16 protein-coding genes are annotated in these 22,133 nt (G+C 34.7%); 13 read left to right on the forward strand and 3 right to left on the reverse strand.

What is annotated here, in order from left to right:
* Positions 1-3 precede the first annotated feature (3 nt).
* The 3 genes from JI747_RS19430 to JI747_RS19440 all read right to left on the reverse strand — a co-directional run bounded on the left by JI747_RS19430 (position 4) and on the right by JI747_RS19440 (position 2,017).
* A complete protein-coding gene (locus tag JI747_RS19430) occupies positions 4-600 on the reverse strand; it encodes a DUF2975 domain-containing protein (protein ID WP_225690519.1) in 597 nt (198 codons plus the stop codon).
* Between the two features lie 137 nt (positions 601-737).
* A complete protein-coding gene (locus tag JI747_RS19435; RefSeq protein ID WP_225690520.1) occupies positions 738-1,403 on the reverse strand; it encodes a DUF937 domain-containing protein in 666 nt (221 codons plus the stop codon).
* Between the two features lie 104 nt (positions 1,404-1,507).
* Positions 1,508-2,017, reverse strand: coding sequence for a DUF2480 family protein (locus JI747_RS19440; protein ID WP_225690521.1), 510 nt, complete (start codon positions 2,015-2,017; stop codon positions 1,508-1,510).
* 165 nt (positions 2,018-2,182) lie between these two features.
* Between JI747_RS19440 and lpxB the strand changes: the two genes are divergently transcribed.
* From lpxB to JI747_RS19505, 13 genes are all read left to right on the forward strand, one after another.
* A complete protein-coding gene (lpxB, locus tag JI747_RS19445; protein WP_225690522.1) occupies positions 2,183-3,286 on the forward strand; it encodes a lipid-A-disaccharide synthase in 1,104 nt (367 codons plus the stop codon).
* Positions 3,287-3,380: 94 nt separating this feature from the next.
* Entirely contained in the window at positions 3,381-5,150 is a 1,770-nt protein-coding gene (locus tag JI747_RS19450) for a ComEC/Rec2 family competence protein (RefSeq protein WP_225690523.1), read from the forward strand.
* Positions 5,151-5,292: 142 nt separating this feature from the next.
* Positions 5,293-5,955 (forward strand): succinate dehydrogenase cytochrome b subunit, encoded by a 663-nt coding sequence (locus tag JI747_RS19455; protein WP_225690524.1) that lies wholly within the window; start codon positions 5,293-5,295, stop codon positions 5,953-5,955.
* A gap of 15 nt (positions 5,956-5,970) precedes the next feature.
* Entirely contained in the window at positions 5,971-7,983 is a 2,013-nt protein-coding gene (locus tag JI747_RS19460; protein ID WP_225690525.1) for a fumarate reductase/succinate dehydrogenase flavoprotein subunit, read from the forward strand.
* A gap of 24 nt (positions 7,984-8,007) precedes the next feature.
* The gene (locus tag JI747_RS19465; RefSeq protein ID WP_039365171.1) at positions 8,008-8,775 is read left to right on the forward strand and encodes a succinate dehydrogenase/fumarate reductase iron-sulfur subunit; all 768 of its coding nucleotides are present in this window, start codon (positions 8,008-8,010) and stop codon (positions 8,773-8,775) included.
* Positions 8,776-8,861: 86 nt separating this feature from the next.
* Positions 8,862-9,719, forward strand: coding sequence for a hypothetical protein (locus JI747_RS19470; protein WP_225690526.1), 858 nt, complete (start codon positions 8,862-8,864; stop codon positions 9,717-9,719).
* A gap of 121 nt (positions 9,720-9,840) precedes the next feature.
* Complete coding sequence (locus JI747_RS19475) at positions 9,841-11,397, forward strand: TlpA family protein disulfide reductase (protein WP_225690527.1); 1,557 nt, start codon at positions 9,841-9,843, stop codon at positions 11,395-11,397.
* A 109-nt stretch (positions 11,398-11,506) separates the two neighbouring features.
* Positions 11,507-12,919, forward strand: a complete 1,413-nt coding sequence (rlmD, locus tag JI747_RS19480) for a 23S rRNA (uracil(1939)-C(5))-methyltransferase RlmD (RefSeq protein ID WP_225690528.1) — start codon at positions 11,507-11,509, stop codon at positions 12,917-12,919.
* A 35-nt stretch (positions 12,920-12,954) separates the two neighbouring features.
* Positions 12,955-15,426: a zinc-dependent metalloprotease gene (locus tag JI747_RS19485; RefSeq protein WP_225690529.1), complete on the forward strand. Its 2,472-nt coding sequence runs from the start codon at positions 12,955-12,957 to the stop codon at positions 15,424-15,426.
* Positions 15,427-15,430: 4 nt separating this feature from the next.
* Positions 15,431-15,901 (forward strand): DUF6452 family protein, encoded by a 471-nt coding sequence (locus JI747_RS19490; RefSeq protein ID WP_225690530.1) that lies wholly within the window; start codon positions 15,431-15,433, stop codon positions 15,899-15,901.
* Positions 15,867-16,526, forward strand: coding sequence for a DUF6048 family protein (locus JI747_RS19495; RefSeq protein ID WP_225690531.1), 660 nt, complete (start codon positions 15,867-15,869; stop codon positions 16,524-16,526). Before JI747_RS19490 ends, JI747_RS19495 begins: the two co-directional genes overlap by 35 nt.
* Before the next feature lie 265 nt (positions 16,527-16,791).
* Positions 16,792-18,807, forward strand: coding sequence for a M43 family zinc metalloprotease (locus JI747_RS19500; RefSeq protein WP_225690532.1), 2,016 nt, complete (start codon positions 16,792-16,794; stop codon positions 18,805-18,807).
* 207 nt (positions 18,808-19,014) lie between these two features.
* Positions 19,015-22,002 carry a reprolysin-like metallopeptidase gene (locus tag JI747_RS19505; RefSeq protein ID WP_225690533.1) on the forward strand — a complete coding sequence of 996 codons (2,988 nt, stop codon included), beginning with the start codon at positions 19,015-19,017 and terminating at the stop codon, positions 22,000-22,002.
* Positions 22,003-22,133 lie beyond the last annotated feature (131 nt).

Here is a 22,133-nt window from a genome sequence, read left to right on the forward strand (position 1 = left end):
GGTTTAAATTGTTAAATCGTTTTCAGTTTGCAAAGCTAGTCCCTTTTTGAAAAATTCTACAATGAAAAGAATAATCATCCCAAAGAAGGCAAAGAAGAAGAAGGTCAAAAAGGTGTATGCGGAATCCATTCTGAAATAGAAAAATTCGAAAATACCTATTCCTGCAATACTAAGATTTAAGAAAGAAAATCTTTTAAGCCATTTTATTGCGTTTTGATTGAAAATCTGATCTACACTCATTTCTTTAAAGCATTTATATGAGAAATAGAAAAACAAACTCAGGAAAAGCATCCCTATAATGTTATGGAAAATCTGATTGGCGGCATAGATTCCCGTTACCATTTGAATATCAGAAAAAGGATAAGTGATTCTGAACTTTAATTGATTTTCCATAGGAATTGTCCATTTGTTTTTACCCCATCCTACATCGTTTGCCAAAGCAAAAGTGTTTGAAAATAGTGTGCTTCCTGTTTTGTATTTGTAAAATAAGATGGCGTGACCGATTACTTCATACACGAAATTAAAAGCAATAATAATAAACAAAACAAAAAGAATATAACTGATATATTGTGATAAAGAGTTTTTCCCGATGATTTCCATTTGATGAATGTTTTATTATTGCAAATATATAATTAATTATTGTTTTACGATAATTAATTATTGATTTTTTTTGATTTTTGAAATAAAAAATACCAAAGACTAATCTTCGGTATCTGAATATTTTAATGGATAAGGATTTATTTTCCTCCTAAAAAGCTTCCTAGAATATCTCCTAATCCGCCTCCTTGCTGGCTTTGCTGATTGTTATTATTGCTTCCTCCAAGAAAGTTTCCCAATATATCGTTCAAAGGATTTCCGGAAGATTGTGATTGTCCGCCACCTAAAACACTTCCTAAAATATCATTCAATGGGCTGGACTGCTGTGCTTGAGCTTGATTGGATGCATTGCCCAAAATACCTCCTAAAAGATCTCCTAAACCTCCCGCTCCTACATTGCTCTGTTGCTTTTCTTTTCCGATATACCCCATAATTACAGGAGCTAACATAGCTAGAACTGGACCTATTTTATCAATGGAAATACCTGTATTCTGAGAAAGCTGGTTTTCTACATTCTGCTTGTCTCCACCAAAAATGTGGCCCAAAATAGAACCGCCTTCTGATTCTCTGGCTTCTAATTGAGAAGAATCATTTAAGATGCTTCCGTCATGATCTTTATCTAATGCATTGTTTAGTGCTTCAGCTTCTTTGGCATCCTGAGATTTGTTTCTCAGATAAGAAATAATCAAAGGAGCAGCAACTGCTAATAAGGCAATAATTTGATTTCTGCTGATTCCGAATTTATTTTCAGCCTTTTCAGCAACCTGATTGCTGGTGTTTCCGGTAAGTAGATCAAGTAAACTCATTTCGTATGTGATTTTTAATTGTTGAAATCAAATTTATTAAAAATTCTGATTGATGAGTTTTTTATATTGCAATTGTTGGACGTGTTATGAATAATTAACTTAAATTAATTTTTCAAGATCGGAACATTAGAACAAGCTTCTCCGAACATAAGTGATTTTACAATCGGCTGTAACTGTTCAACAAGCTCAATATAAGCGTTTTCCGGAATTTCTTTATCTGAGCAGCCTTTCACCAAAACTCTTTTCCCTCTCATTTCATCAAAGTCATAGCTTTGAATGGCATTGTGCATTAATATGACTTCCAAATCTTCTTTGTCTCCGAAAACAATTTTCTTGGTGACATCAGTGATTTTTGCTGTGATTAAAAAATAGGCCCAAAGCGGAACAATCGCATCTGCAGAGTTGTATACATAAACATAAGCACCTTTATACTCTTCAGGATTGATCGCAGCTACTTTTTCGCGGAAATCTTTTTCCTTTAAAATCATTTCCATGTAAAGAAAATCTTTCAGGTCAATTCCCTTTCTTACTCCTTTCGGAACAAGATCTGTAAGGTCAAAATTGATTAAACCGCTTTCAGCAACTTTATTTCGTATTTCAAATTCTTCTGACATTTTTATCATTATCTTTGAACAAATTTACAAATTAAGATAGTATCATGTCTTATTTGTTTTCTATCCTGATCATAGAAACCTCCCATAACTTGCACTTTCAATAGAGTGAAGAGTTCATTGTAAAGGTTTGCTGATGATTATAAAACATAAAAGATTTCAGAGAAAATGAAATATTATATTATCGCAGGTGAAGCATCCGGAGATCTACACGGAAGCAATTTGATGAAAGCTTTAAAACAAAAAGATCCTAACGCAGAATTCAGATTTTGGGGAGGAGATCTTATGGAAAAGCAAGGTGGGACATTGGTAAAGCATTACCGTGATCTGGCTTTCATGGGATTTTTGGAAGTTGCGATGAATTTAAGAACCATTTTAAATAATATTAAATTCTGCAAAGAAGACATCAGAAATAATAAACCTGATGTTTTGATTTTGGTGGATTATCCGGGATTTAATTTAAGGATTGCAAAGTTTGCGAAGGAACTGGGGATAAAAGTTGTGTATTATATTTCACCACAGCTTTGGGCCTGGAAAGAAGGAAGAGTGGAGATCATCAAAAAATATGTAGATGAAATGATGGTGATTCTTCCTTTCGAAGAAGATTTTTATAAAAAGCATAATGTTCATTCTCATTTTGTAGGGCATCCTTTGTTAGACGCTATTTCTACCCTTCAGAAAATAGATGTTGAAGAATTTAAAAAAGAGAACGGATTAAATCAAAAAGAAATCATCGCGCTTTTACCGGGTTCTCGAAAACAGGAAGTTGAAAAAATGCTTGAAATGATGCTTTCTGTAAGACCGTATTTTAAAGATTATCAGTTTGTCATCGCAGGTGCGCCAAGTCTTCCGAAAGAATTTTACGAAAAATATGTAGATGAAAACGTACATTTTGTATCTAACAGAACGTATGATTTATTAAGATGTTCAAAAGCAGCTCTGGTAACTTCCGGAACAGCCACTTTAGAAACAGCTTTACTGAATGTGCCGGAAGTGGTTTGCTATCGTGGAAGTAAAGTTTCTTACGCCATTGCAAAAAGATTGGTAAAGAACATTAAATATATTTCTTTGGTCAACTTGATTATGGATCGGGAAGTGGTGAAAGAATTAATTCAGAACGATTTAAATACTAAAAATCTGGTTGAAGAACTTAAGAAAATGTTGGCAGGAGATAAAAGAGATGAGGTTCTTAAAAACTATGAATTGCTGAGAGAAAAACTGGGTGGAAAAGGAGCCAGTGAAAATGCCGCAGATGTAATTCTAAACCTTTAGTATTTTGAGTAATGCTGATTGGTTTTGAAAATCAGTATTTTACTTCTTTTTGTATTTGAAAATTTACTAAATTAGGTGTTTAAATCACCTTGTTTTGAATAAACAGCCATTATTTATTCTCTGTATTTGCTTTATTCTTGGAATATTTCTGCAAGATATTTTTCCTGTAAATGGAAATGTAATTGTAGGGATTATTATTCTAAGCGTAATCTTATTACTTACAACTTTTTACCGTTCATATCTTATTTCTAGAATTAAACCTCTTTTGCTGATGGTTTCTTTTTTCGGAATTGGAATTTGTTTTCATTATTTCCAGCAATTTAATCAAGATGCAGAAGGTTCCAAAAAAGAAGATTTTATTGTCTTTAAAATTTCTAAGAAATTAAATTCTACAGAAAAGTACAAGAAATATGAAGCATTGGTAAAAGAAGGAGAAGAATATAAAAATGCCCTGATTTATCTTCCAAAAGCATCTAAAGAATTAAATTTTGAGAATTACTATAAATCACAAGCTTTTCGGTATGATGTGAAAGAGCCTCAATATGATTTTCAGTTTAATTATGCAAAATACCTTCACCGGAAAAAGATACATTCGCAATTTTATCTTAACGGAGAAATCCTGTCGAAAAACAGGTCGGATCTTTCTTTAACCGAAAAAATACAGCAGAAAAGGCTGGAGGTTTTACAAAAAATTAACCAATCAAACCTTTCTCCCAAAACTCAAGAGTTTTTAAAAGGAATCATTTTAGCAGATCGTACAGAAATTGATTCTGAAACCTTACAGGATTTTAATAAATCTGGATTAGTTCATTTTTTGGCAATTTCCGGGACGCACATTGTGGTAATCTTCGGATTGTTTTATTTGATATTGATGAAAGTTTTACCACTTCAGTTCAGGAAATATGCAATCATTTCCAGTCTGATTTTTATTTGGTTGTTTGCAGCATTTATAGGATTTGGAAATTCGGTGGTGAGATCTTGTATTATGCTGACTGTTTATTTTATCTATGTTTTGCTTCAGCGTAAACAGGATTTGTTGCATTCTTTGGCCTTGTCTGCTTTTATTATTTTAATTTTTGATTCTGAACAATTGTTTGATGTCGGTTTTCAATTGAGCTTTCTTGCTGTTTTGGGGATCTTTTGGTTGAATCAGCCCATTTTGCATTATTTACCGAAAACAGATACTTATTTTAAGAAATTAATTTTTAATACTGTCTCAATTTCTCTTTCTGCACAGTTGGCAACATTGCCGCTTGTGCTGTTCTATTTTCATCAGTTTTCATTGATTTCCATAGCGGCTAATTTTATTATTGTGCCTTTTTCTGAAGTTATTATTGTGTTTTCATTTGTAATGACCGCTTTGCTTGCCTTTGATCTGGATCTCTCTTTTATTAACACTGTTTATGATTTTATAGTTCAGATATTGCTTGACGTGATTCATTGGTTTGCAGGTGTAGATATGCTTTTTTCTGAGAATATTCCTATGAATATTTTTGAAGTGGTTTGCCTGTTTACAGGTGTTTATTTGCTGAGGTTTTTGATTTTGAAATGTAATGCTAAAAATTCTGCGAGATTGATAATGTGTCTGCTGGGGTTTTTAATTATCAGAACTGGTTTCAATATGTATGAAAATACTAGAGATGAGGTGCTTGTACATGATTTTTATAAACGTAAAGTGTTTTCTGTGAAAAAAGGAAATCTTGTTTGTTTTTGGGTTGATGAAAAGGCAGATAAACAGAAGGTTAAGCAATTTATCATTAATCCGTATTGCTCTTCAAGAAGAGTGAAAGCCATCGATGTAAAAACGATTCCGGATAATGTTCAAAAAATCGTGTATGATAACAAAATTTATGTGATAAAATAATTGTTGAAAATTTTATTCTCTATGAATTGATAAAGCTAGAATTCTTATTTAGAAAGATTACAAACTGATAAATTGTGAGATTTCTCACTTTTTGTTATTGTTAACATTTCATAATTTTGTGGAAATTCAAATTTAAACTTATATGGCAGGTTTAACGAGTTCTACGATAGGTAGAAAATATGCTATGGCATTATCAGCTCTATTTTTGCTGATTTTTCTTATACTGCATTTGACGACCAATTTGTTATCAGTTCTGAACAAGGATGCATTCAACACGGCATCTGACTTTATGGGCTATAATCCTTTTGTGCAGTTCTTAATGCAGCCTGTTCTTGGTTTTGCAGTTCTTTTCCATTTCATTATGGGATTTGTTCTGGAAATGAAGAACAATAAAGCGCGTCCGATAAAGTACGCTTCAAACAATCCTTCTGTGAATTCTTCATGGATGTCCAGAAATATGATTATTTCCGGAGCGGTTGTTTTGGCTTTCTTGGCGCTACACTTATATGATTTCTGGTTACATGAAATTAATTACAAGTATGTAGAAGGTATTGCTCCGGATGCAGAACGTTTTTGGCCAGAACTTCATGAGAAGTTTGCAGACCTTTGGAGGGTAGCTATTTATGTAATTGCTTTCGTTTTGTTGGGATTACACTTGGCTCATGGTTTCCAGTCTTCATTCCAGTCAATTGGGGCAAGACACCCAAAATATACTCCGGTAATTAAGGCTGTTGGAAAATGGTATTCTATCCTTATTCCTGCAGGATTTATCTTTATCGCAATTTTTCACCTTGTAACTCAATAATATCAGTATACCAGTATGAGTAAATTAGATTCAAAAATTCCGGCGGGTCCTTTAAAGGATAAGTGGAAAAATCATAAAGACCATATGAACCTTGTTGCACCAAACAACAGAGATAAGATTGATATTATTGTTGTAGGTACAGGTTTGGCAGGAGGTTCTGCTGCAGCTACTTTGGCTGAGCAGGGATATAACGTAAAAGCATTCTGCTATCAGGATTCACCAAGAAGAGCGCACTCTATTGCAGCTCAAGGGGGGATCAACGCAGCTAAAAACTATCAGGGAGACGGTGACTCTACTTACAGATTGTTCTACGATACCATTAAAGGTGGTGACTATAGAGCAAGAGAGGCCAACGTTTACAGACTAGCTGAAGTTTCTGCAAATATTATTGACCAATGTGTTTCTCAGGGAGTTCCTTTCGGTAGAGATTACGGCGGTCAGTTAGATAACCGTTCATTTGGTGGGGTTCAGGTAAAAAGAACTTTCTACGCAAAAGGACAAACAGGTCAGCAGTTATTATTAGGTGCATATTCTTCAATGAGTCGTCAAATCGGTAAAGGGAGAATCAAAATGTACAACCGTCATGAGATGATGGAATTAGTAATTGTAGACGGAAAAGCAAGAGGGATTATCGCAAGAAACCTGGTAACAGGTGAGATCGAAAGACATTCTGCTCATGCTGTTGTAATTGCTTCAGGAGGTTACGGAAACGTATATTTCCTTTCTACCAACGCAATGGGGTCGAACGTTTCTGCAGCTTGGAAAATCCACAAAAAAGGAGCATATTTCGCAAATCCTTGCTACGTACAGATTCACCCGACTTGTATTCCGGTTCACGGAACTCAGCAGTCTAAACTGACTTTGATGTCTGAATCATTAAGAAACTCAGGAAGAATCTGGGTTCCTAAAGATATTAAAGATTCTGTTGCGATCAGAGAAGGTAAATTGAGACCTGAAAATATTAAAGAAGAAGATAGAGACTATTATTTAGAAAGAAGATATCCTGCATTCGGAAACTTGGTACCTAGAGACGTTGCTTCTAGAGCTGGTAAAGAAAGATGTGATGCTGGTTACGGAATCGAAAATAATGATACTAAAGAAGGTGTTTACCTTGATTTCTCTACAGAGATCATCAAAAAAGGTAAAGAAGCCGCTATCGAAAAACATATTCATAATCCTACAGATCAGCAGATCTATGATTTAGGAAAAGCTTGGATTGAGGAGAAATACGGTAACTTATTCGTAATGTATGAGAAAATTACTGCTGATGATCCTTATAAAACTCCAATGAAGATTTATCCTGCAGTACACTACACAATGGGTGGTGTTTGGGTTGATTATAACTTACAATCTACAATTCCTGGATGTTTCGTAATCGGTGAAGCTAACTTCTCAGACCACGGAGCCAACAGACTGGGAGCTTCTGCTTTGATGCAAGGGTTGGCAGACGGATATTTCGTACTTCCTTACACGATTGCAGATTACCTTTCAGCGGATATCAGAACTGGAGCAATTCCTACGAATTCTGCAGATTTTGACAAAGCTGAAAAAGAAATTAAAGATAAAGTAGATTTCTTCTTAAATAATAAAGGAACCCATTCAGTAGATCATTTCCACAAAAAATTAGGACACATCATGTGGAATAAGGTGGGAATGGGAAGAACTCCTGAAGGTTTGAAAGAAGCTATTGCTGAAATTGCTCAGGTGAAAAAAGAATTCTGGGCAGATGTAAAAGTTCCTGGTGATGCAGAAGGTATGAATACTGAACTTGAAAAAGCGTTTAGAGTGGCAGACTTTATCGAGCTTGGACAATTGATGGCTATCGATGCTTTGCATAGAAACGAATCTTGTGGTGGACACTTCAGAGAAGATCATGCTACTGCAGAAGGTGAGGCTGAAAGAGATGATGTTAACTTCAAATATGTTGGAGCTTGGGAATATCAAACAGATGATATTACAACAGAAGTTCTGCACAAAGAAGACTTGATCTACGAAAACATTGAAGTTAAAGCAAGAAGTTACAAATAATCTCCAACCTATAAATAAATAATTATGAGTGCAAAAAAAGGCCTTCATCTTACCCTAAAAATTTGGAGACAAAAAAATAGCAAAACTAAAGGTCAGTTCGAGACCTACAAAATATCAGATGTTTCTACAGATTCTTCTTTCTTAGAAATGTTAGATATTTTGAACGAAAATATCATTAACGAAGGAAAAGAACCTATCGCTTTCGACCACGACTGTCGTGAAGGTATCTGCGGTATGTGTTCTCTTTACATCAATGGTAGAGCTCACGGTCCTGATACTGGTATCACAACTTGTCAGCTTCACATGAGAATGTTCAAAGACGGTGAAACCATCGTTATTGAACCTTGGAGAAGTGCTGCTTTCCCAGTTATTAAAGATTTAATGGTAGACAGAAGCGCATTCGACAGAGTAATGGCTGCAGGTGGTTTCATTTCGGTGAACACTTCAGGAAATACTTTAGATGCTAATGCAATTCCGGTTCCTAAAGAAGATGCAGACAAAGCAATGGATGCTGCGGCTTGTATCGGATGTGGAGCTTGTGTAGCGACTTGTAAAAACGGATCTGCAATGCTATTCGTAGGAGCTAAAGTTTCTCAGTACGCTCTATTACCACAAGGTAGAGTAGAAGCGAAGAGAAGAGTTCTGAACATGGTGAAAGCTATGGACGAAGAAGGGTTTGGAAACTGTTCAAATACCGGTGCTTGTGAAGTAGAATGTCCGAAAGGAATTTCTCTTGAAAACATCGCCAGAATGAACAGAGAATATATGGCAGCTCTTGCTGACAGAGGATAAAATTTTATCATACATAAATAAAAAATCGTCACCTTTACCGGATGACGATTTTTTTATATAATAATTTCTTCAACCCCCTTTACAATATGAGTGTAAGCACTTCACAAATTAAAAAAACAATCTATCAGAAACTCTGTTTATTCACTTTTCTAATTTGTTCTGTACTTTATTCGGCCCAAAATTTTCAGTTAAAAAAAGACACAGAATTAATCAAAAATTATCAAATAGAAGTCTATGGCAAAACCAATCAGTTATTTATATCCAAAAATGGCCTTGCCGATATCCCTTTAGAAAGTATACATAATGCGGAAAAATTTGTAATTATTGATTTAGATAAAAAGATGGATTATCATCTCTATAAAGAAGAACTTAAAATAAAAGATGACGTGTTGTATTTTTCTTCAGGGAAAATTATTGAGACGGTAGTAATTAATAATAAGAAAGAAGAATTATTAATTGGGATAGAAGATAAAGGTGGCTCATCAAGACTATATATCCTACCAGATAATACAAGAATAGTTGAAATTCCGGAAAACCAATCCTACTTGGACAAAAAAATAAAGAAAATCAGATACTATTTTAGTAGTGGTAAGCATCCCGTATCCGGAGAAAAGATTGATAAAAATGATACAAAAATCATAGCTTTTATGTACACCTGTGAATCAGCGGATTGTAAAGATCCACAATATCTTCTTCCAAAGACAGAAGTGAATTTTATGGGTAATAGTAAATATTTAGAAATAGATGTTAGCCATAGAAATATAATCATTGATGAGAACTTTAAAAATATCTATGTAGGATTTGTTTCATTAGGCCGTTTTGTAATTAAAATGAAGAAAGCTGATAAAATAGGTGACAATAAATGCTACAACAGCAATGAGGAACTTCAATGGTTTCGGCAAGCTACTTACCATTGTCCGGTAATTTTTCTATTCATTGAATAAGTGTTATCATACTGTTTTCCCGAATAACTGAAATATTAGTTAAATCTTTCATAAAATACCTTAAATAATTGTTTTCAGTTGATTGGAAAAACCTATTTTTGCTACATTATTAAAATCAAAAATGAAAAAATATCTTTTATTGTTTATCATCGCTATTTTTGCGGTGTCTTGCTCTAAAAAAGTTGAAGTAAAAGGAAAAATTACAGGAGCTTCTCCATTAGAGAGAATCGAATTTATTGAAGCTTCAGGGGTGGCTACGTTACCTTTGGCTAATATTGGAGTAAAAAATGACGGAACATTTTCTGGTAGCTTTGAGGCTCCTAAGAATGGGATGTATCTTATCAATTATGCGGGTAAGCAAAATTTAGTCTATCTGAAAGGAGGACAGACTCTTGAAATTTCTGGAAACGGACTTACTTTCCCATCAGAATATGTAATTACTGGTGATGCTAAAAAGAATAATGACTTCTTTATGGCAACTCAAAAATACCTTGGAGAATACGGTCAGAAAGTAAACTCTACTATGGCTGAACTGATGACGAAAGACGATAAAGCTTTCGTTGCAGGAGTTGAGAAAATTGAAAAAAATATTAGCGATAATATTGATCAAAACGTTAAGAAATTCAATCCGGACAACGAAATTGTAACTTGGAAAAAGAATGATCTTTCTGCAACCATCCTTTCTATTCTTATGCAATATGAAATGAGACAAAAGCAGTTTTCAGGAAATCCATCTTTCAAGCCTTCTAAAGTGTTTACAGATTATGAAAACAAACTTCAGGAGAATAAAGATGTAATGGTAAAAGAAAATCCTTTCTACAGACAATATTTATTGACTAAAATTAGCCCGGATTTCCAAAAATATGCGGAAGCTAACAGTAAAGGTAAAACTGATCTTACGACTTCTGAGCTTTTCTCTCAGTATTTAAAAACTGATAAAAATTTGTCAGATACAGCTAAAGATTATTTATTGGCTTTTGTAATGGCACAATCTGATATTCACCCGGGAACACCTGCCAAGACTTCAGAGAAAATTAAAAAAATTATTGATACTGAAATTAAAGATGCTACTATTAAAGCAGACCTTACTAAAATCCAAACTGCTGTGATCGGATTAAAAGTAGGGGAAGTTGCTCCGGATGCATCACTTATCAAACAGGACGGTAAAGCGTATAAATTATCTGAAAATAAAGGTAAACCTTATATGCTGTGCTTTTACGCATCTTGGAATCCTTATATCGCAGAATCTACAGTGCCGGTTTTAAAAGAAGTTGTTAATTTCTATAAATCAAAAATGAATTTTGTGTTTGTAAATGTAGATGATACAAAAGATCAGTTCATTAAAACAAGTAATTCAATGTTGAAAGGGATTACAGGTACAAATGTATATGCTGAAGGAGGGCTGAACTCTGATATTGCAAAAAAATACGGTGTTTACGGTTTCAAACTTCCAAACTTTGTAATCATTGATAAAGACGGAAAAATTGCAAGCAGATCTTTTGTAAACCTAGGTGAGCAGGAATTGGTAACAATCTTAGATAAGCAAACAGGTTTGTCTGCTCCAAAAGTAGATCCTAATGTTCAGTTGCAACAAGGCGCAGGAATGGATCCTGGAGTAGTAGCGGCTCAACAGGCGGCTGCACAACAGCAGGCTCCTCAACCGGCTCAGGCAAAATAAGAAACATTTAATAACATATGAAAACCTTATCTTCGGATAAGGTTTTTTTTATTGTATTTTTGCAAACTGGGACGTCAAAGTTTCAATTAGGAAAATAGAAAAAATTAGAATGAGCAGAAAGAGTAAGAAAAATTTAGTTCTTGAAAATATAAAGCTGTTGACCGCAGGAGCAAAAGGTGTTGCGATCGGAAAAACAGAAGAAGGAAAAACGGTGATGGTAACGGGGGCAATTCCTGGAGATATTGTGAATGTACGAGTAAAGAAAGCGAAGTCAAAATACTATGAAGGTGAGGCTGTAGACGTTCTTGAAAAGTCGCCTTATAGAGTGGATGCTAAATGTATTCATTTTGGAACTTGTGGTGGGTGTAAATGGCAGAATATGAGCTATGAAAAACAACTCGATTTCAAACAGGAAGAAGTGTACAACAACATCAAGAGAATTGGTGGAATTGAAAACTTTGAAACCATTCCGATTCTAGGTTCAAAAGAACAATATTTTTACAGAAATAAAATGGAGTTTTCGTTTTCGAATGCTCGTTGGCTTACGCAGTATGAAATAAGTTCTGAAGAAAATTTCGGAAGTAAAGATGCCCTTGGTTTCCATATTCCGGGAATGTGGAGTAAGATTCTTGATCTTAAAGAATGTTTCCTTCAGGAAGATCCTTCCAATCAAATAAGACTTGCAGTAAAGAATTATGCAGTAGATAACGGATTAGATTTCTTCGATGTCAGAAATCACGAAGGGTTTTTAAGAACCTTAATGATGAGACAGAATTCTCACGGAGAGTGGATGGTTCTTTTCCAGTTGTACAGAGAAGAAAAAGAAAACAGAGAAAAACTTTTTGAATTTTTATTGGAGAAATTCCCTCAGATAAAAACATTGGTGTATGCGATTAATCCAAAGCCGAATGATTCAATTTACGATTTAGATATCAATGTATATTTCGGTGAAGGGTATTTAATGGAAGAAATGGACGGTCTGAAGTTCAAAATAGGTCCAAAATCTTTCTTTCAGACAAATTATAAACAAGCTCTTGAATTATACAGAAAAACGCTTGAATTTGCCGATTTAAAAGGTGATGAAGTAGTTTATGATTTATATACAGGAACAGGAACAATTGCGCAGTATGTAGCAAGAAACGCAAAACAGGTGATCGGTATAGAATCTGTGCAGGAAGCGATTGATGCAGCAATTGAACATGCAGAATTGAATGGCTTAACGAATACAACATTCTATTGTGGAGATATGAAAGATATTTTCAACGATGAATTCCTTGCCAATCATCCGAAAGCAGATGTTTTAATTACAGACCCACCAAGAGACGGAATGCACCAGAAAGTAGTTGAACAGATTTTAAAACTTTCTCCTGAAAAAGTGGTGTATGTAAGTTGTAATTCTGCGACCCAGGCAAGAGACCTTGCTTTGATGAAAGAGCATTATGATGTGATTAAAATTTTGCCGGTAGATATGTTCCCACAGACGCATCACGTGGAAAATATCGCATTACTTATCAAAAAATAAATACTTACATTTGAAATATTAATCAGAAAATTTAAATGAAAAAAGTGAAAAACCTCAGTACTGCATTCGTCTTATTGGCATTGGTGTTTGGACAGTATGAATTGAAAGGTCAGGAAAAAGATTCTACAGCAGTAAAAACAGATACTGCCAAAGTGAAAAAAGATGATAAGAAAAAGCCTACTATGAAATCTTATAAAGAGATTATCACAGACAAAGCAATTTCTGACCAAGGGGTTATTACGGTTCATAAAATTGAGGATAAATATTATTTTGAAATTCCTGATACTGTTTTAAAAAAGGAGTTTTTATTGGTAACAAGACTTACAAAAGCGGCAGCAGGAATGCGTTCCGGAAGTACAGGATATGCAGGGGATCAGATCGGACAGCAAGTGGTGGCTTTTGAAAAAGGACCAAAAGATAAAATACTTTTAAGATCGATCTCTTTCGTAGACTATGCAAAAGATTCTACATCAGAGATGTACAATTCTGTAATCAGAAACAATGTACAATCTATCATTAAATCTTTTGATGTAAAAACATACGGGAATAATAAAAAAACCTCTGTAATTGAAGTAACAGACCTGTTGAATTCAGATAATGATATGGTTTCTTTTTCTGCCAATTACAAAGACGATTTTAAAGTAGGCACATTTCAGAAAGATATGTCGTTTGTGAATTTTGTAAAATCTTATCCGACGAATATTGAGATCAATACGACTAAAACTTTTGCGCGTACACTGGGAAGACCAATACCCGGAATTCCGGCTGCAAACCTTCCAAAAATCAGTGGAAACTATACGGTAGAAATCAATTCTTCATTTGTTCTTTTACCGGATAACAAAATGCAGGCAAGATATTTTGATCCCAGAGTAGGATACTTTGCTGTAGGATACACAGATTTTGATCTTGATCCTCAAGGCGTAAAGAGAGTTTCTTTGGTGAAAAGATGGAGACTGGAGCCTAAACCTCAGGATTTAGAAAAATATAAAAAAGGAGAGCTTGTAGAACCTGCAAAACCGATTGTATTCTATATTGATCCTGCAACTCCTAAAAAATGGGTTCCTTATTTGATTCAGGGGGTAAATGACTGGCAAAAAGCTTTTGAAAAAGCAGGTTTCAAAAATGCGATTTATGCTAAAGTTCCTGATGCAAAAACTGATCCTGAATGGAGTCTTGAAGATGCAAGATTTTCAGCAATCGTTTATAAACCGTCAGATGTTCCGAATGCTTCAGGGCCTTCAATTTCAGATCCTAGAACAGGCGAAATTTTGGAAAGTCATGTTAACTGGTATCACAATGTAATGATGCTTTTGAGAAACTGGTATTTTGTTCAGGCATCACCGAATGATGAAAGAGCAAGAAAAATTGAGTTTGATGATAAATTGATGGGAGAACTGATCCGTTTTGTTTCTTCTCATGAAGTAGGACATACATTAGGTTTAAGACATAATTTTGGATCAAGTTCTACAGTACCTGTTGAAAAACTGAGAGATAAAAAATGGCTTGAGAAAAACGGACATACTCCTTCAATTATGGATTATGCGAGATTTAATTATGTTGCACAACCGGAAGATAATATTGGAGATTCTGGAATTATGCCGAGAATTGGGGATTATGATAATTGGGCTATTGAATGGGGGTACAGAAGATTTTTCCAATACAATACACCGGATTTGGAAAAAGAGTATTTAAATAAATGGGTGATCAAGAATCTGAAAGACCAAAGACTTTGGTTTGGTACAGAAACTAATCCATTTGATCCGAGATCTCAGAGTGAGCAGGTAGGAGATAATGCAATGGTTGCGAGTACGTACGGAATCAAAAATCTTAAAAGAATTATTGATAATCTTGAAAAATGGACAAAAACTCCGAATGAAGACTATAATAACCTTGGAATGATGTATGACCAGGTAACGACACAGTTCAGAAGATATGCAGGACACGTTTCAAAATATATCGGAGGAGAAATGGAAACTCCTAAAACGGCTGAACAGTCAGGAGTGGTTTATGAACCTGTATCTAAAAAAGATCAGAAAGAGGCGATGAAATTCTTAGAAGAAAATATTTTCACGACACCGCAATGGCTTCTTAAAAAAGAAATTTTTGAAAAAACAGGAAAAACACCTGTAAAAACCGTTGAGGATATCCAGAATGGGGTTCTTTCCAGAATTTTGAGTCCGATGGTACTGAATAATATGTATCAGATGGAAACAGTAGATCCGAATACTTATACAATGGTTGAACTTTTTTCAGATCTTAACACCTCAATTATTAAAAAAGATAATCCAGATGTGTACGGAAGAAACCTTCAGAGAAATTATGTTGATAATCTGATTAAGCTTGTTGACTCAAAAAGCTCAGACAGATCGGATGTTTCTGCTATTGTAAGAGGAAATTTAGTAATGATTAAAAAAGATCTTTCCGGAAGAGCAGATTCTAATGCAGTAAATAAATATCACTATGAAGACCTTGTTTTCAGAATTGAAAAAGCTTTAGACCCAAAATAGAAGTATGAAATATATTACCATTCTTATATTATTATGCAGCCTCGGAATGCTCACCTCTTGTGGAGGAGACGATGATATCTGTGAAAGCGGAGAAGGTACCCCGAGAATGAAAATCAAATTTAAAAAGGCCGGAAAACAGACCACTTTAGATTCTATAAAAGTGTTTGTAAACTATGGCTCCAATGTTGTAGATTTCGGCTGGCAGGAAAACGTTGACTCAATTTTTGTTCCATTGCGTGTAGACGATTCTCCATACACGGATGTGTTTGTTAAAACTACAACGACTGCAGATTCATCAAAAGTTAGAGTAAGCTATACAACTAAAGCTATCTATGTTTCGCCAGGTTGTGGAATTAAAAAGAATTATGAAAATCTGAAATCGGAATTATTATTACCAACCACTGTTTTAAGTGTAGAAACTGGGCAAAATTTTATTGAAAATGAACAGAAAACTAATTTATACCTTAATTTTTAGTCTTTCCTATTTTGTGGTCTTTGCCCAGGAAAAGAAAGAGGAGAAGAAAAAAGAATGGCATTATAAGCCTAATTTTATGGTAGGCTTTGATCTGCTGAATACCGGTGCTTCTTTTTTTTCGGATAGAAAACTGTATCAAGGTTTCATCTCATCAAAAATTAAAGATAATGTTCATGGAGTGATAGATGCGGGTTTTGACTCAAATGTTTATCAGAAAAATGGCTATGATGCTAAAGTAAATGGCGCCTTTCTGAGAGTGGGAGGTTTTTACATGTTGGCAAAAGATCCTGAAAATGAATTCAATGGCTTTTATGGAGGAGGAAAACTGGCAGGATCATTTTACAAACAGGAATATATGGCTGTTCCGGTTCGTGGATATGGGGGAAGCAGCTCCTCAATAGCGTTTCCTTCGTCTACTCAATCTTCTTACTGGATTGAAGCTTCTTTGGGAGGAAGAGTTCAGCTATTTGAATCTAATTTTTATATAGATGTAAATTTACAGCCCAAATATCTAATATATACAACAAAACAGGATGAAATTCAGCCTATGATTGTTCCAGGTTTCGGAAGAAGCTCGGGTAAATTTACAATGGGATTTGCCTGGAATATTGCGTATAAGTTTTAAGAATAGTATTTTATAAATAATAAAAGACAGCCAATTGGTTGTCTTTTTTGCTTTTGAATAGTTTTTTGTGATATTTTATAGATAAAGGGGAGATTTATTTTTGAAATATAATATATGTCAAAATTTTCAGATCAATATGTTTTCGTGTAAAGTAATGATTAAGATTGAAATGAATGCTTGAAATGATAATGTTTTAGAATAAATTACAACTAAGTTTTAGAATTACCTTAAAAAAAAATATCTTTGCAAAATATTAAATAATAACATGAAGAGAATTTTTACATCTGTTTTATCACTTTCATTTGTTGCAATAGGGATGATTAGTATTCATGCTCAGAAAATACAAAAAACAAATAATGATTTTAAAAAGAAGTCGCCACAAGAATTGGCACAAAGTAATGGTTTTGATCGTTGTTCTTTTGTAGAATATGAAGAATATTTACAAAGAAAAGATCCTAAAAGGATGACAGAAGATCAATTTGAGGCTTGGATTGCGCCGTTAGTTGAAAAAGTTAAAGAAGAAAGATTAACCAATAAATCTACAAGTGGAGGTATTATTACTATTCCTGTAGTAGTGCATGTTATTCATTCTGGAGAGCCTTATGGTACAGGAGCAAATATTACTGATGAGCAGGTTCAATCTCAGATTACAGTAATGAACCAAGATTATCGTAGAATGGCATCTACTCCGGGATATAATACATCTGCAGTGGGAGCGGATACAATGATACAGTTTGCTTTAGCAAAAGTGGACGTTAATGGTAACCCTACTAATGGTATTGATAGAGTGAATATGTGTTATCCTGATTGGGCACAAACCGATATTGATGGGTATGTGAAGCCTAACACGATATGGAACCCAACGCAGTATATGAATATGTGGAGTATAACATTTTCAGATGCTACATTATTGGGATATGCAACATTCCCTTCCGGTTCTGGTTTAAGCGGCTTGACTTCCGGTTTGGGGACGGCAACTACAGATGGGGTAGTAGCAAATTATGCAACTTTTGGAAGTACAGATTTTGGATCTTTTCCAATGACCCAAACATATGATAAAGGAAGAACGATGACTCATGAAGTGGGACATTTTTTAGGTCTTAGACATATTTGGGGTGATTCTAATTGTGGGACTGATTATTGTGCAGATACTCCTACGGCTCATACTGCTAATTATACTTGTAATACCAATAAGGCTGGGTGTACTTCAGGGCAGATAGAAATGGTTCAAAACTATATGGATTACACCAATGATACGTGTATGAATATTTTTACACAGAATCAGAAAGATAGAATTACTGCGGTAATGAATAATTCTCCTAGAAGAATGGAGCTGAAAACGTCTACAAAAGATGTGGCAATTCCTTTGTTTCCAAATGATGCAGAGATAAAGTTTGAGACTGCATGTTCTGCGGATAATTTTTGTACGGGATATGCTATTAATATAGCACTTACAAATAGAGGAACATCTGCTCTTACATCTGCTGTTATTTCTTATACAATTAACGGAACTCCTTATTCATATAACTGGACGGGTAACTTGGCTCAGGATAAGTATCAGATTGTTACATTACCGGTGCCTGCCACTGCAACGAATGGTGCTTTGTCGATTAATGTTCCGACTGTTAATGGAGTAGCAGATCAAAGAAGTTCTAATAATGCACTGACAGGAACATTCACGCCTCCTGCTATAGCAGCAAGTACGGCAACTAATTTTGTATTTAATTTACAATTAGATTACTGGGGTTCTGAGGTGAGCTGGAACTTAAAAAATAGTGCAGGAGTAATTGTTTATAGCGGAGGAGGATATTCAGATGTATCTAATCCAACTTCTTCTACCCCTTTACCTGCTTTGATTACTCAGAACTGGACATTAAATACTAATGACTGTTATACCTTTACAATTAATGATGTGTATGGTGATGGTATTTATGGCTATGGAGGTTTTTATAACATAAAAACGACTGCTGGGGCGGATGTTGTTACTGGATCTTCATATTTTACTGCACAGACTAGAGCTTTAAAATTAGGTACATTAGGAACCAGTGAAGTAAATACTCAGAATTTTGGTGTTTACCCAAATCCTGCTACGGATGTTCTTAATATAACTAAAGTCTCAGAAAAAGCTAAATTTGAAATTCATAATGCTGTGGGACAGCTGGTAAAAGCTGGAAATATTAATAATAATCAAGTGAGAGTAACTGATTTAGTTAAAGGAGTTTACATTATTACAGTTAAAGATAATAACCTTTCTGAAAATATTAAGTTTATTAAAAAATAAGAAATAATTTTATTGTAGAAAAGCCTCAAGCATTTGCTTGGGGCTTTTTTATTTGATAGTATCTATCTTTGTGATATGGGAATTCGTTGAATTTTTTACAATAGTTGTCGAATAAAATTAGGTAATTGTCGATAATTTAGTTTGTTAATTAAAGAAATATGTATTTTTGGTAATTCAAATAATTTTTATAAGAAAAGATTTGTGTATATGAAAAAACTTTTTACTGCTTTATTTTGTAGTGTGATAGGTGGTTCGGCTGTAGCGCAGTGGACTCCAACTGTCCCGAAGAAGAGTTCAAGAACGATGGAAGTGTCTGCTTCCCGAGTGAGAGATTACTATAAGCTGGATTTGGATATACTCCAATCTCAGTTGAAAAATGCACAGGAAATGGGTGCAAACGCAACACCGGTAATTATTTCTTTACCTACGCTTAGTGGGAAAATAGAAAAATTCTCAGTGTACAGTTTTCCTGTGGTGGTGAAAGAACTAGCAGATCAATATCAGCTGGGTTCTTATGTGGGGGTAGGAGTAGATGATCCTACCAAATATTTAAGATTTTCTTTGGCTCCAAATGATTTCCAATCAATGATTATTGGAAATGGGGAGTATGAATTTATTGAACCCCAAATTGGTGATAAAACTATTTATGAGGTGCATCCTAAAACAAGAAAAATGCCGGGTAGTACTTTTTTATGTGGTACAAACGAAACGGCTGCACAGAAAAAACAGATTTCTGAATTGTTGAAAAAAGGAAGTTCTTTTACTAATCAGCCTGGTGATTTCTCTAAATCATCTGATAAGAAATACAGAACGATGAGATTGGCAATGTCTGTAACAGGAGAATATACTGCTTATTTTGGAGGTACAGTTGCAGGTGCATTAACGGCTATTAATGCTACTCTTACCAGAGTAAATGGAGTATTTGAAAAAGACTTTGCTTTGCATTTGAACCTTCAAAATTTTCCTGGGGTAATCTATACAACAGCATCTACAGATCCATATTCTGGTGCTACTGCCGGTGTTGCCGGAGCTTGGAATGGAGAATTGATGAACGTTTTACATAATAATGTTGGAGATGCTAATTTTGATATCGGACACTTATTTGGAGCTTCCGGTGGAGGTGGTAACGCTGGGTGTATCGGTTGTGTATGTAGCAATGATATGACTACTGATTCAAGTGGTTCTCCAGAAGCATACAAAGGATCAGGATTTACTTCACCTGCCGATGGTATTCCACAAGGGGATAATTTTGATATTGATTATGTAGCTCATGAAATGGGGCATCAATTAGGAGGTAACCATACATTTTCTCATAGCCTTGAAGGATCAGGGGTGAATATGGAACCGGGTTCAGGTTCTACTATTATGGGATATGCAGGGATTACAGGGACTACTACTGATGTGCAGGCGCATTCAGATCCTTATTTCCATATGGCAAGTATAGGTCAGGTATTAGATAATTTACAAACTACAACTTGCGATGTAGAAACTTCGGTAACAAATGATCCTCCGGTGATTGCTGCTTTACCTACTTATAATATTCCTAAAGGAACAGCATTTGTTTTGACCGCTTCTGCTACTGATGCTCAAGGTGATCCAATGACTTATTCTTGGGAAGAAATAGATGATGCCAGTACGATCATCAACAAAACCAATTTGGGAACAACTTCTTCGGGAGCTTCGTTCCGTTCTGCTGTACCCTCTACAAATCCTACGAGATATTTTCCTAAATTGTCTTCTGTATTAAATGGGGTATTAGATAATACAGGAAATACTTGGGAGTCTGTATCTATGGTTCCTAGAACTACAAATTATGCTGTAACGGTAAGAGATAATAATGCAAATGCTACAACTCAGCAAACACAATATGCAACGCAGACTATTGTTGTGGGAGATAATGGTCCATTTAAGGTAACCACTACGGTAGCGGAAGCCAATGGTTCTCCAACTCCTATCTCTTGGGCGGTTGCCAATACTACAGCATCACCTTATAATGTTGCCAATGTAAAAATAGATTATACAACAGATAATGGAACTACGTGGACAGTGCTTTCTGCTTCTACGCCAAATGATGGTTCAGAAAGCTTTACACTTCCTACTTCATTGAATGGAACAACGATTAAAGTAAGAGTTTCTTCTATTGGTAACGTATTTTATGCTATTGGAAGCGTTTCACTTACTACATTGTCTCCTTGTAGCAGTGCTGCACCTTCTGGTCTTACAGTAATTACGTCACTTGGAGGGGCTTCAATCTATTGGACGCCTTATTCTGGAACCACTACGACATACATTGTACGTTATAAGAAAACAACAGACACTACTTGGACGGAAGTTCCTACATCAGGTTCTGCAATCAACATCAGTGGTTTGACAGCAGGAACGTATGAAGTGCAGGTAGCAGCAGTATGTTCTGGTACTACAGGTTCGTACTCTACATCTGTAAACTTTACGGTAAGTACAACTTCTACAGTTAATTATTGTGATTCTTCAACACTTTTAGCTACATACGAATATATCTCAAATGTGTCATTGTCAAATGTAAATAATCCTTCTGGAGCATCTACATATACAAACTTCACTACAAACTCTGCATTGCAGATTAATTTGATAAAAGGGGCTTCTCCTTATACTTTAACAGTTAATGTAGGAAGTGGGGATAATTACGATGCAGCAGCAGCATGGATAGATTGGAATAGAAACGGAACATTTGAAGATTCTGAAAAAGTATTGAATGCTGCTGTAGCTGCTGCTATTCCAACTCAGTATACTTCTTCTATTACAGTTCCTTCTTCTGCTATAGAAAACCAACCGTTGAGAATGAGAGTAGTCTTCATCTACGCAGGATCTGGTAATAACGGATTGTCTATTCCTTCTGATTATGCTTGTGGTACCAATTTCTATTATGGAGAAACTGAAGACTATAATGTAGTGGTAACAGCGGCACTAGGAACAAGAGAAGTAAGCAACACTAACAGTGGTATTCAAATTTATCCTAATCCTGCAGCTGATGTTTTAAATATTAGTAAAGTATCTGAAAAAGCTAAATTTGAGATTCATAATGTAGTAGGTCAGTTAGTAAAAGCTGGTGATATTACCAATAATCAAGTAAGAGTAGCTGAATTATTGAAAGGAAATTATATTATTACCATTAAAGATAATGGTCTTACAGAAAATATTAAATTTATTAAAAAATAATTAAAATATTATTATACATAGGGCCTCAAACAATTTGTTTGAGGCTTTTTTTATGATATTTAAGTTTTTAAAGGTATTCATTTAACATAATTTTTAGTTTTATGTATTTAAATATTCTTTAAAGCATTATA

This window comes from Chryseobacterium tagetis (genome assembly GCF_016735585.2).
GTDB classification, from domain to species: Bacteria; Bacteroidota; Bacteroidia; order Flavobacteriales; family Weeksellaceae; genus Chryseobacterium; species Chryseobacterium tagetis.

What these genes read in the sequence shown, in the direction of transcription:
- JI747_RS19485 (WP_225690529.1), top strand. Translation starts at nt 12,955, where the DNA reads ATGAAAAAAGTGAAAAACCTCAGTACTGCATTCGTCTTATTGGCATTG.
- JI747_RS19440 (WP_225690521.1), bottom strand. Translation starts at nt 2,017, where the DNA reads ATGTCAGAAGAATTTGAAATACGAAATAAAGTTGCTGAAAGCGGTTTA.
- JI747_RS19490 (WP_225690530.1), top strand. Translation starts at nt 15,431, where the DNA reads ATGAAATATATTACCATTCTTATATTATTATGCAGCCTCGGAATGCTC.
- rlmD (WP_225690528.1), top strand. Translation starts at nt 11,507, where the DNA reads ATGAGCAGAAAGAGTAAGAAAAATTTAGTTCTTGAAAATATAAAGCTG.
- JI747_RS19465 (WP_039365171.1), top strand. Translation starts at nt 8,008, where the DNA reads ATGAGTGCAAAAAAAGGCCTTCATCTTACCCTAAAAATTTGGAGACAA.
- JI747_RS19475 (WP_225690527.1), top strand. Translation starts at nt 9,841, where the DNA reads ATGAAAAAATATCTTTTATTGTTTATCATCGCTATTTTTGCGGTGTCT.
- JI747_RS19430 (WP_225690519.1), bottom strand. Translation starts at nt 600, where the DNA reads ATGGAAATCATCGGGAAAAACTCTTTATCACAATATATCAGTTATATT.
- JI747_RS19495 (WP_225690531.1), top strand. Translation starts at nt 15,867, where the DNA reads ATGAACAGAAAACTAATTTATACCTTAATTTTTAGTCTTTCCTATTTT.
- JI747_RS19505 (WP_225690533.1), top strand. Translation starts at nt 19,015, where the DNA reads ATGAAAAAACTTTTTACTGCTTTATTTTGTAGTGTGATAGGTGGTTCG.
- JI747_RS19455 (WP_225690524.1), top strand. Translation starts at nt 5,293, where the DNA reads ATGGCAGGTTTAACGAGTTCTACGATAGGTAGAAAATATGCTATGGCA.
- JI747_RS19460 (WP_225690525.1), top strand. Translation starts at nt 5,971, where the DNA reads ATGAGTAAATTAGATTCAAAAATTCCGGCGGGTCCTTTAAAGGATAAG.
- JI747_RS19500 (WP_225690532.1), top strand. Translation starts at nt 16,792, where the DNA reads ATGAAGAGAATTTTTACATCTGTTTTATCACTTTCATTTGTTGCAATA.
- lpxB (WP_225690522.1), top strand. Translation starts at nt 2,183, where the DNA reads ATGAAATATTATATTATCGCAGGTGAAGCATCCGGAGATCTACACGGA.
- JI747_RS19435 (WP_225690520.1), bottom strand. Translation starts at nt 1,403, where the DNA reads ATGAGTTTACTTGATCTACTTACCGGAAACACCAGCAATCAGGTTGCT.
- JI747_RS19470 (WP_225690526.1), top strand. Translation starts at nt 8,862, where the DNA reads ATGAGTGTAAGCACTTCACAAATTAAAAAAACAATCTATCAGAAACTC.